Source organism: Vibrio sp. Isolate22 (assembly GCF_022398115.1).
GTDB lineage: Bacteria > Pseudomonadota > Gammaproteobacteria > Enterobacterales > Vibrionaceae > Vibrio.
Genome location: NZ_JAKEUW010000092.1, coordinates 1 through 10,175 on the forward strand (window position 1 = coordinate 1; position 10,175 = coordinate 10,175).

Sequence of the window (10,175 nt, forward strand, 5' to 3'; positions counted from 1 at the left end):
TCATCATATAACGCACCTTATGCGGATTCACTTATGTTCATCATGCTGACTACCTAGCACTCACCCGATTGTGGTTATCAGGAGGATCGTTCTCTCGCGATTTAGATCCCGACTGGTGCATGACTACCAGTCTTCGTTACATTGTCAGACTCGCTACTTTATTCAGAGTCCTAGGTTCATCTGGTGATACAGATGGTTCACACATTAAGCGGTGAACAGCGCTTCATACGACCTCACGTCGCACGCCCCTTTATGCGTTAGTGCTAAAGCTCATTCACAGTCTGTTAATGCTAATTAGCGATACATTTTCTCATCTCTGCTCCTTTAGCGAAACACAACAAACAATCAGCCAGCGGCTAACTGTTTGTTGTGGTGCATAGAATGAGTGTTATGTTCTATACCAGTCGTTGAGAATCTACTTAACCCGCTATACCTCGAAGAACCTTTTTCATCCGTTCTTGAGCCTTTTCCATTCGATCAAAAAACTCTTGAATTTCTTCCGCTGCAAATTCTTGTCGACTGCATTCACGAACTTCAATGAGAGAATTTTTCAATGTTTTAGCGTCCAAATGTTCTAGGATATGATCGCGACCTTTAAGACTGAACACAATACAACACTCTTCTTGAACACACTCCAAGACATCTCCAGAAGCCATTCTCAACATTTGCTTAATAAAATTTTTCTCTATCAAAGTGGCTCCTTGGTAATCCACTTTAAACATATTTTTCATGTACAACTCCTTCCGCTTTATAACATCGTATTATGTGCTTGTTCCTGCATAGTGATCTTGGACTATTTCCTTAGCAAACTCTGTGGCGGCACTATGGTCATCAAACGTTTGTTTATAGAAATAGAAAAATGCGACCTCTAATTCAGCTAACTCTATGAATATAAAGTTATTTGTAGAGTGAAAGAAATGAAAGTCTCTGTTTGTGGTACGGATAACACAAAGGGAATTGAGCCTATCCGCCTTTGATTTCACACTCAATACTTTCAATGCTGAACGAAGATTTGAAAACACCCTTGCAGGACTTGTGTCCATAGATCCTTGGAACATTGCAATAGGCATTCTGCCAATAAAAGGAATGTATTCTGCGCCTTTTACCTTATTTAAGTTTCTGCGAAGATCAAGTATTTGGAATTTGTACTCTAGAGTTTCTAACCATAGGATGATTAACTCTAAGGTCTCTTGTGAGAACTCTTGGTGACTAACATCGACTCTTTCAAATTCATGCTTCAAGTGTCTCTCCAGAGAACCAAGGAGATTCGAGTTGCAATCTTTGCATGCAGGTAGTGTGGTTTTATTGTAAGTCTGAGAAATACCGTTAGTTGTTGTTTCGAAAGTTCGTTTCGTACAACGATTATAGACCCATTGAGGAATCACGTGCTCTTTGGTCAATTGCTCTTGAGAGCCACAAATTATGCACATTTCTGCTGAGTGATCGGCAATAATTACGTTGGTAACTTTCTTCTTATTTGCTCTGATTTTCTTTCGAAGTTGAACTAACTTTAACTGAATACTCATGTAAAAAATGACTCCTAACTCGCTCTGGCACATAACGCCAGCCATAAGGTGCGCCCCACTAAACTCACAAAGCCAACTGAACTTCAAACCAAAAATGCCGAGTGTAATGCGTCACTCTTAGTGGCCTTGTTATAACGCATTGTATGCTTGGTATGCAGTGGCTATAGCTTGAACAACACCAACTAAAACTAAACATACTGTTAAGTACTTTATATGATTTGCTTGCTTCACATTGTCGTTATGAACCTGTTCTTCTCTTTCCATTCTTTCAATGGTCTCAACAGCTTTGGGGCCAACTTTAAACCAACCTGAGTCTTTCTGAGGAGTAAGCTCACCTGTTTCAGCCCAAGACTCCAAGCATAACCCGACGAAAGCGATATCTCGCTCCTTATTAGGGTGATGTAGCCACATTCCACCCTCCAACAAGGGCATTACATTTAATCTGTGAAATCGAGTTCTAGGCTCAACTAACTGTTTTTCTACCATTGCTTTTAAGATCATGTGACGATCTTTTTTCAAGAGAGGTTTGGAATTGAAGTCAAATTGTTTACGATGTTTCCAACGACATAATAGCTTTTTATAACCAAAGAAGTCATTTATGAACCCGCTGAACAGGCCACCTGTACAGATCGTTAGAAAGTGATAATAATTGAGGACGTACATTTCGCTTTTTAAACCAATCAAGCGTGGGTATGCTAAATACTTTCTATATCGAGTTCCTTTGCCTCTGTTCTTAATCTGAACCTCAACACCTTTTTTTAACAATGCGGTAATCAGGTACTCATCACCAGTACCCTCGTCATCCCAACGAATCTGATAGTAATTGTTACGAGCCTCGTTGCGTTCATTTTGTTTAAAAAAGTACTTTAAAACTCTTTTGTACAGCACTAAAAACATACAACTCCTCAAAAACGCCAAACCACTTGCAGCGCCATTTCCTTAGTTTTATAACATTTTATTCAACGATCTGAAATCGTATACCCCCCTATGCTACCAGACACTTACAGGTAGAGATTACAAATTCGGTGCGTGAAGTGCTCATTACGTTAAATGATTCAGCTCTGGCTCATTTTTGTCCCTTCCAGCCCCTCAGCCCCCCCAGTGGCGACTTCGGACACCTGCCCAAGGTCGATACTCTCCTAAAGCGGTCAGAAAGTTTGTGACACTTTCTGAATGATTTATGAGTCACAAAAGTGGTATTAACTTTTGTATGAAACTGTGAGAAAACCATGGTTTATCGTAGTTTCAGTGAATTCAAAAGTGCAGTGGAAAGATGACTTTGGTCAGCAAACTAGAGGATCGCCATACTTAAACTAATTCATGTTTTTCTAAATTAGCAAAGTTACGAACAAACTTTTGTCCAGAACCTTCACAGTTGGCACTTCGTAACTCAGAAGTGCCCCAAAGTGAGCCAGAGAGGGATTAAACTCAGTTTGAAACCCTGTAACTTGACTTACTTTTCCTCATGCCTAGAGCTCCAACAATGTAGCTAAATGTTCTAATCCACAACAGACTAACCTTCAATCACACTCACGCACGAATATGTTGTTCAACTATTTCTAAGCTATTGAATAATTGAGAACTAAAGGGAAGTTTTTGATTGATAACATGCCTTGAATTGGAAGCAATATGTGCTTGCACGGTTTTCAACTAGAAATTAGATTCAAACTAATTATATGCATAATTTTCAGTTGGTTAGATAGGGTTCTTGAGATATGCTGAATACATAAATTCGTGCTGGTACGATATTAAAATGTTATGGCGCTCAGTAGATCTGCGGAAAATAATCATAAAGGAATTCGGAAAAGATGATACGTAATTTTTACACTTGTGATAAAGAAGTCGACGAAAATAGCCATGATGGAGAAGGTTCAATAGATATCTATCGTGCATTCAGGCGTAAAGATTTCGATGGTGCTTGGGACTTTGCCATCCGTGTCGTTATGCCACCGGGAAGCTCTATGGGTGAGCATACTCACGGAGACGATGAAGAAATGTATATCATTTTGAAAGGTGAAGGCACTATGACCATTGAAGGTGAGGACAGAAAGGTGGCTTCAGGAGATATGATAGTTAATAAACGTTTTGGCACCCATGGTTTGGTTAATACATCGGACAATGAAATTGAGTTACTAATAATCCAAGCAAGTCTAAAGTAAATCGCCACAACAAACGTTTAAGGTTTCAAAATACTTTTTCTAATCTGAGCGAAATGGTTTAGAGCAGCACACCTAAAACGTTTGTGTCCAAATGTGAGTTACGATACCAAAACACAATAAGCTTGTTCTGGTGTCTATTCAGTTATATCGACCCATTTCTTGATCTAACTCTGATAGCTCATTGAGAGCTTTTAAGCGTTCGTCTTGCGTATTGACCTCTTGAGCCGTTATCTCAAGTTTGTTGATAACGGGATTCGGGTCTCCATGCTCTGATTCATTTAGATCGAGTTTATTTTGAACTGTTTCTTTCATAAGTATCTACGTATTCCTGTTCTCTACCAACAGTGAAATTGAATAATTATGTACGTTACTATTCATCTTTAGGGCTAGATAAATCGGTGAGATTGAATGGTGGGTAACCACTATCGCAACAAACTACTAAGTTGAACCACCTATCGTGCCGCTTGCATCTGAAGCGATGCGCTCCACTTACTCTGACAACATTACGAGTATCTGATTGACAACATTTCTAACTTAAACACGGTGTTAGGAAAATGCCCGAGTTTGAGCGTAAGGTGCTCGATTCATTGCGTGAACCACTGGAGTCGGGTGAAATCATTATCTCGCGTGTGGCGGGCAAAACTCGCTTTCCTGCGCGCTTCCAATTAATTGGTGCATTGAACCCTAGTCCAACTGGTTACTATGAGGGTAATCAAGCGCGCGCAAACCCGCAGATCATATTGCGCTACCTCAACCGACTATCAGGGCCATTGCTTGATCGGTTTGACATGTCTCTCGAGATTCCATTATTGCCCAAAGGAATGCTCGCCGAAGGCGGTGATCGCGGTGAAACCACTCAAGTCGTGAAGCAAAGAGTAAAGCAGGCTCGTCGAACCATGTTGTCTAGAAACCATAAATCGAATGCACTACTTGGCAGTCGAGAGATTGAAAAGTACTGCCCGCTGCGACGCGAAGATGCGGAGTTTCTCGAAACGGCACTGCATCGTTTGGGGCTATCGATTCGCGCCTATCACCGAATCATCAAGGTCGCACGAACCATCGCTGATCTGGACGGTAACGAGCAGATAGAAAAGAAACACTTATCCGAAGCGCTCGGTTACCGCGCGATGGATAGATTATTGAAGCAACTTACGGCACAAGCTGTGTAGTGAAAAGCAGAAAAAAGCCTGCATAGATGCAGGCTTTGGTTTGATAGTGTATCCGTATCGGCTGAGTTAGAACTTGTAGTTTAAGCCAACTGAAACAATGTATTGAGACTCATCATAGAAGGTAATGTTCGAGTCGCTCGTGCCGTAACCTGCAAGAGAAACGAACGACCAGTTTTCCCAATCCATGAATTGATCATATTCGTAAGCTGCGAATAAGTTGATGTTATCGTCACTACGCTTTTTGTCATAGATTGGGTTGTTAGCGTCATATGAACGTTGGTTGTAGCCCGCTGTTAATGCGTATTGGTGACGACCCATACCACCAAATAAGCTGACTTCACCACCGAACTGTTCGAATGATTCAGCATTACCTTCCGCATCACTTGATTGGTAAATCAAAGATGGTACTAGCATCATGGTGCGGCTGATTGGCTGGCGGTACTGACCTTTCAAGTAGATGGTATCAGCATCACGCTTAAGCTCTTCGTATCCAACCAGATCGCTATCGACATCTTTGGTCGCGTAAGCCATATCCAGTGAGAAAGCTGAACCTGCGATGTTACTTAGCTTCAAACGGAAAGCATTACCAGTTTCATCGGTTTTGCTTCGAGCGACACCCTCTGCATAAGGGTTGGCCCAGGTTTCACCTGACATAATGGTTGGTAGTAGTGAAGCGTCAATAACCATGCCTGACTCAAGTTGGTATTTGTAACCAACCTCAAGCACGACGGTACCCGTAGCCACGTCATCACGTGCAGTACCTGTGTAGACTTGATGATTTAACTTTTCACCAAAGGTGTAAGCGATACTACCTAGCGGTGCGACAAGAAATGAGCTCTCAGATGAGGCTTTCTGGGTGTTTGATGAAATTGTGCTATTAGCATCGGTATCAAAGTTTGAGGTAGAGGAGGTTACCCCGGTGTTAATAGAGATTTCACCACTGAAGCCTTGCTCATCAGCAAGCTTGGCAAACGCGGGCGCAGCGGCAACGCTTAACGCTAATAACGTATATTTGATTTTCATTCAGAGGCTCCTTGCCCCAGTGATTGGCAGCAATAAATGGCTGTTAATAAAAAGTTATAGAAAACAACAAAATCTAAAGGTTCACTTTATCGCGCACCTTATAAAGGTTTATTGGATAAATGGGAAGTAGAACTAGACTGAGGACTGGCTTTACTTCCTATAGTGATTAAAAAGCGTCAGGTACAAAAAAGGAAGCCGAAGCTCCCTTATTTTTGATTTTTGATGGTTTTTTTACTTCTTCAGTAAGAAATTAACCAATTCGAAGTACTCGTCTAGGCTGCTGATGCCTTGCGCTTCTACCAAGTAACGGTTGTTAACCACAACTGCTGGTACACCAGAAAGACCGCTGTCTTTGAATGCTTTATCAAAACGACGAACCATAGAATCTACAGCAAAGCCGTTGTAGGCCGCATCGAATTTCTTCGCATCAACACCTTCATCTAAGAAGATTTGACGTAGTTCTGCTTCATCGCGTGGTGGCTTGTTCATGTTGTGAATGCGGTTAAACATCACTGGTACCATTTTGTCTTCCACTTTTAGTGCAATCATGGTCGCGTAAGCTTTGCTCATTGGCAGACCCATGTTACCACCCATGAATGAAACATGGTTTTTCTGTAGCTTAGCGTCTTTCGGTAACTGCTGTTTTAGCTGCTGGATGATAGGCTCAAAGCTATTACAGTGTGGACAGTAGAAAGAGAAGAATTCAGTTACCACAGGCTTCTTTGATGCTTCTAGATCAAGAACTTTGTAGTGCTCACCTTCGTTAAATTTCGCAGCGTGAGCTGACAGGCTCAACATGATCAATGAGAAAAATGCGAATAGCTTTTTCATTTATTCAATCTCCATTATGTTTGAATTTTTATCTAGTTGTATGTTGCGATTGCGGTTACCACTGAGGCATCAACGAAAGTGGTGGCTCTTGCAGGGTAGCAATTTGCTCTTTACAAGCAAGTACTTGTTGCTCCCAATATTTCGGGTCATTGAACCATGGGAAGGCCAACGGAAACGCTGGATCGTCCCATCGCTTAGCTAACCATGCCATGTAATGCACCATACGTAGACCGCGCAGGGGCTCAATTAGTTTCAGTTGTGAGCTATTAAAATCACAAAACTCTTGGTAATTCTCTAGCAGAATATCCAATTGCATCAGCTTATCTTGGCGTTCACCATTCAGCAGCATCCATAGGTCTTGGACCGCTGGGCCGTTACGCGCATCATCGAGATCGACGAACATTGGCCCATCGCGCCATAAGATATTACCTGGGTGGCAATCTCCATGTAGACGGATGTTCTCAATATTGCTCGGCCATTGACTCTCTAGCTCTTTGATCAGCATGTCGATGTCGTTAAAGAAGGCGTTCTCTAGATGCATCGGGATAAATTGAGAGTTTTCTAAGATCTTACGCGGTTGATGCAGATATTCATCTAGGCTGATCGTAGGGCGATGCTGAAAGGTTTTGGCTGCACTTGCTTTATGAATCCTGCCAAGGAAACGACCAACGCCTTCTAACTGATCCAGATTATCCACTTCATATTGTCTACCACCGACACTCTCAAACAGCGCGAACAGGTAGCCTTGATACTCATGCAGGGTAGCACCATTGATGCGTATTGGCGGCGCGACGGGAATTTCTTGGTCGATGAGTTCCAATGCAAAGTCATGCTCTTCTTGGATCTGTGCTTTGTTCCAGCGCTGAGGGCGATAAAACTTAACGACGTAGCGTTTACGGTCTTCATCGGTAAATTGATAGACCCGGTTTTCGTAGCTGTTCAGAGCGAGAAGCCCAGATTCTGCACGCACCCCAATGCTCTCCAGTGCGTACCACATGAAGTCGGGGGTCAGGTTATCAAAGTTAAAGGCTTGCATCGTCATATAATAAAAAAGGCTCATTACTGAGCCTTTTTCCATTTATTAGGTGTTATACCAATCGTGTGTGATTAGTATCAGAGCTTCTTGATAAAGCGGCTTTCTACTTCCATCGTAAACTCTTCATTATCCGAGAGTATAAACTGAATTGTCGAAACAGGTGAGCTCAGTTTCTCAGGATCAGCACCTAAACTGATAGGTAGGTTCAAAACCTCGCCCGGAGCAACCGTCACGGTCTGCTTGCCGTACCAAATTGAACCTGGTAATCCGCTTACTTCGAGCTTGTACTCTTGTTCTTGTTGAGTCTTGTTGATCACCTTTAGGGTATAGGTGTTTTCAACCAGTCCCTGAGTATTGACTCTGAACAGTTGGTTTCTATCACGCAGCACGCTCAAGCCTGCAGGGTCGACGCTCGCGATTTGTACAAAGAACAAGCCAAGCATCAGAACAAGTATTGCACCGTAGCCCAATAACTTAGGACGCATTACTTTAGTCGAGTGACCTTCAAGCCTATGCTCCGTGGTGTAGTTAATCAGACCTTTGTCATAGCCCATACGCTCCATGGTCTTGTCACAGGCATCAATACATGCACCACAGTTAATACATTCGTATTGCAGGCCGTCACGGATATCAATGCCTGTCGGACACACTTGTACACACAGGTTACAGTCAATACAGTCGCCAAGACCAAGTGCTTTTGGATCTGCCTTGCGAGAACGAGGACCACGGCTCTCACCACGCTTGTTATCGTAGCCTACGATGAAAGTGTCTTTATCAAACATCGCAGATTGGAAGCGAGCATAAGGACACATGTGCAGACAAACAATCGAACGCATCCAACCAGCGTTAGCATAAGTACAACCTGCGAAGAACAGTACCCAGAACACAGGCCAGAACGAAGAGTTAAAGGTAAAGAAACCAACCACTAGTTCTTTGATTGGAATGAAGTAACCAACAAAGGTCAAACCGGTCGCGATAGCAATTGCCCACCATGCAATGTGCTTGATGGTTTTTCTGATCATCAGATTGGTGGTCAACTTGCCAGAATCTTGTTTTCTTCGCTTATTGGCAGCACCTTCGAGCTTTTCTTCGAACCAGATGTACATGAAGGTCCACACGGTTTGCGGGCACAGGTAACCACACCACACACGGCCTAAAAAGGTGGTGATAAAGAACAGGCCAAAGGCGGCAATCATAAATAAGATCGCAAGTAGGGTGAGATCTTGCGGGTATAACGTGGTGCCAAAGAAGTTGAACTGCTGGCTACCGATATCGAGCAAGATTGCTTGTCGCTCACCAAATGGAATCCATGGGATTAGCGCAAAAAGTAAAAGTAAGAACCAACCACCGTAGCGGCGTAATTGTTGGAATTTACCTTTGCTTTCTCGAACATAGATTCGGTTACTTGGGTTAAATCGATCTCCATTACCTTTATGTGTCTTAGGGTTAAAGGTTTTAGGAGTCACATCTTTAATATCGATTTTATCCTGACTCATGGACTATCCTTTTGGTGGCTATACCCTTCTTCGAGAGTATTGACGACATTGCTTTAAAAATATGATGTTAGAGGATCTAAGCTTAAGTTTGGTGCAAGGCTGAAAGAGCACTCACTCTTATTATTTTAGAAGACCCTTATGGGTGGCGATTATAGCGACAATATTGTTCTCATTTCTTTAACGCTATCAACCTTTAACAACAAAAGTCATAACAGTTGTGACGAAAAAATAGCGAACAGAAACCAAAAAGCGACCGGGTGGTCGCTTTTTTAAATTGAGCTATTTATCTATAACGCAATGGCGTTTTAACACATAGAGGTGATTAAAGCAGGCCACGTGCTTTTAGGATTGCAGTTTTGAAATCGTCTTCTTGGTCTTTTTTAAGGCCTGGAATCATTTCATCTTTCTCGCTGTTGCGCATTTTCAGATGGTAGATAAGTACATCGTCAGTCAGGTCTTCAAGCTTGCCATCGTAGCCTGCTTCTTTTGACAGCTTAATGATGAACTCTAATAAGTTAAGCTCTTGATCTTTCTGCCACTCAGGCTCCATCAGTTCAAGCAGTTCTTCTATGCGGTGACACTTCATACTTTATTCTCCACAAATTTTATAATGATTTGTGGTTAAGGTATCAAATCGGTTAAGGAATACCAATGTGTAAACGCATTTCCAGAGTATGCCGGGCAAGAAAAAAGGTTCATCGCGGCTTTCCGGGGAAAGCCGCTTTTATCTTCAAGAAGAAGTAGTCTGTATCTCGATACCCATACCCCATTCGCTTGATTAACTTTATTTTGTTGTTTATCCCTTCCAATGTGCAGGTGTTGAGCGGATAACTTGCCGATCCAATAATACCGTGAAGATAAGGCCTCAGTTTTCGTGCGAACTCTTTCAATGGCTTAATTCCACTTTCTTGCACTTGTGCCCACCATACCTCCCA

At 42.4% G+C, this 10,175-nt stretch carries 11 protein-coding genes and 1 pseudogene; 2 read left to right on the forward strand and 10 right to left on the reverse strand.

Annotation, left to right across the window (positions count from 1 at the left end; all coding sequences use genetic code 11):
• Positions 1 to 419: 419 nt before the first annotated feature.
• From L1D55_RS25810 to L1D55_RS25820, 3 genes are all read right to left on the reverse strand, one after another.
• Positions 420 to 731, reverse strand: a complete 312-nt coding sequence (locus tag L1D55_RS25810) for a hypothetical protein (protein WP_239919363.1) — start codon at positions 729 to 731, stop codon at positions 420 to 422.
• 30 nt (positions 732 to 761) lie between these two features.
• Positions 762 to 1,571 carry an HNH endonuclease gene (locus L1D55_RS25815; protein WP_239919364.1) on the reverse strand — a complete coding sequence of 270 codons (810 nt, stop codon included), beginning with the start codon at positions 1,569 to 1,571 and terminating at the stop codon, positions 762 to 764.
• 84 nt (positions 1,572 to 1,655) lie between these two features.
• Positions 1,656 to 2,423, reverse strand: coding sequence for a hypothetical protein (locus L1D55_RS25820; RefSeq protein ID WP_239919365.1), 768 nt, complete (start codon positions 2,421 to 2,423; stop codon positions 1,656 to 1,658).
• 911 nt (positions 2,424 to 3,334) lie between these two features.
• Between L1D55_RS25820 and L1D55_RS25825 the strand changes: the two genes are divergently transcribed.
• On the forward strand, positions 3,335 to 3,685 hold the full coding sequence (locus L1D55_RS25825; RefSeq protein ID WP_038483440.1) for a cupin domain-containing protein: 351 nt from the start codon (positions 3,335 to 3,337) through the stop codon (positions 3,683 to 3,685).
• A 138-nt stretch (positions 3,686 to 3,823) separates the two neighbouring features.
• Here L1D55_RS25825 and L1D55_RS25830 read toward each other — a convergent pair whose 3' ends face one another.
• A complete protein-coding gene (locus L1D55_RS25830; protein ID WP_239919367.1) occupies positions 3,824 to 3,997 on the reverse strand; it encodes a hypothetical protein in 174 nt (57 codons plus the stop codon).
• Between the two features lie 239 nt (positions 3,998 to 4,236).
• Between L1D55_RS25830 and L1D55_RS25835 the strand changes: the two are divergent.
• Positions 4,237 to 4,854: pseudogene (locus L1D55_RS25835) on the forward strand (ATP-binding protein); the annotation flags it as partial.
• 66 nt (positions 4,855 to 4,920) lie between these two features.
• Here the strand turns inward: L1D55_RS25835 and L1D55_RS25840 are convergent.
• From L1D55_RS25840 to L1D55_RS25865, 6 genes are all read right to left on the reverse strand, one after another.
• Positions 4,921 to 5,877: a DUF2860 domain-containing protein gene (locus tag L1D55_RS25840; RefSeq protein WP_239919368.1), complete on the reverse strand. Its 957-nt coding sequence runs from the start codon at positions 5,875 to 5,877 to the stop codon at positions 4,921 to 4,923.
• 231 nt (positions 5,878 to 6,108) lie between these two features.
• Positions 6,109 to 6,708 (reverse strand): thiol:disulfide interchange protein DsbA/DsbL, encoded by a 600-nt coding sequence (locus tag L1D55_RS25845; protein ID WP_128162529.1) that lies wholly within the window; start codon positions 6,706 to 6,708, stop codon positions 6,109 to 6,111.
• A gap of 55 nt (positions 6,709 to 6,763) precedes the next feature.
• Complete coding sequence (locus L1D55_RS25850; RefSeq protein WP_239919369.1) at positions 6,764 to 7,750, reverse strand: serine/threonine protein kinase; 987 nt, start codon at positions 7,748 to 7,750, stop codon at positions 6,764 to 6,766.
• 71 nt (positions 7,751 to 7,821) lie between these two features.
• Positions 7,822 to 9,240 carry a cytochrome c oxidase accessory protein CcoG gene (ccoG, locus tag L1D55_RS25855; protein ID WP_128162527.1) on the reverse strand — a complete coding sequence of 473 codons (1,419 nt, stop codon included), beginning with the start codon at positions 9,238 to 9,240 and terminating at the stop codon, positions 7,822 to 7,824.
• A gap of 322 nt (positions 9,241 to 9,562) precedes the next feature.
• Positions 9,563 to 9,826 carry a YihD family protein gene (locus L1D55_RS25860; protein ID WP_171368730.1) on the reverse strand — a complete coding sequence of 88 codons (264 nt, stop codon included), beginning with the start codon at positions 9,824 to 9,826 and terminating at the stop codon, positions 9,563 to 9,565.
• 109 nt (positions 9,827 to 9,935) lie between these two features.
• The coding region (locus L1D55_RS25865; protein ID WP_239918106.1) for a transposase at positions 9,936 to 10,175 on the reverse strand (240 nt) is incomplete at its 5' end.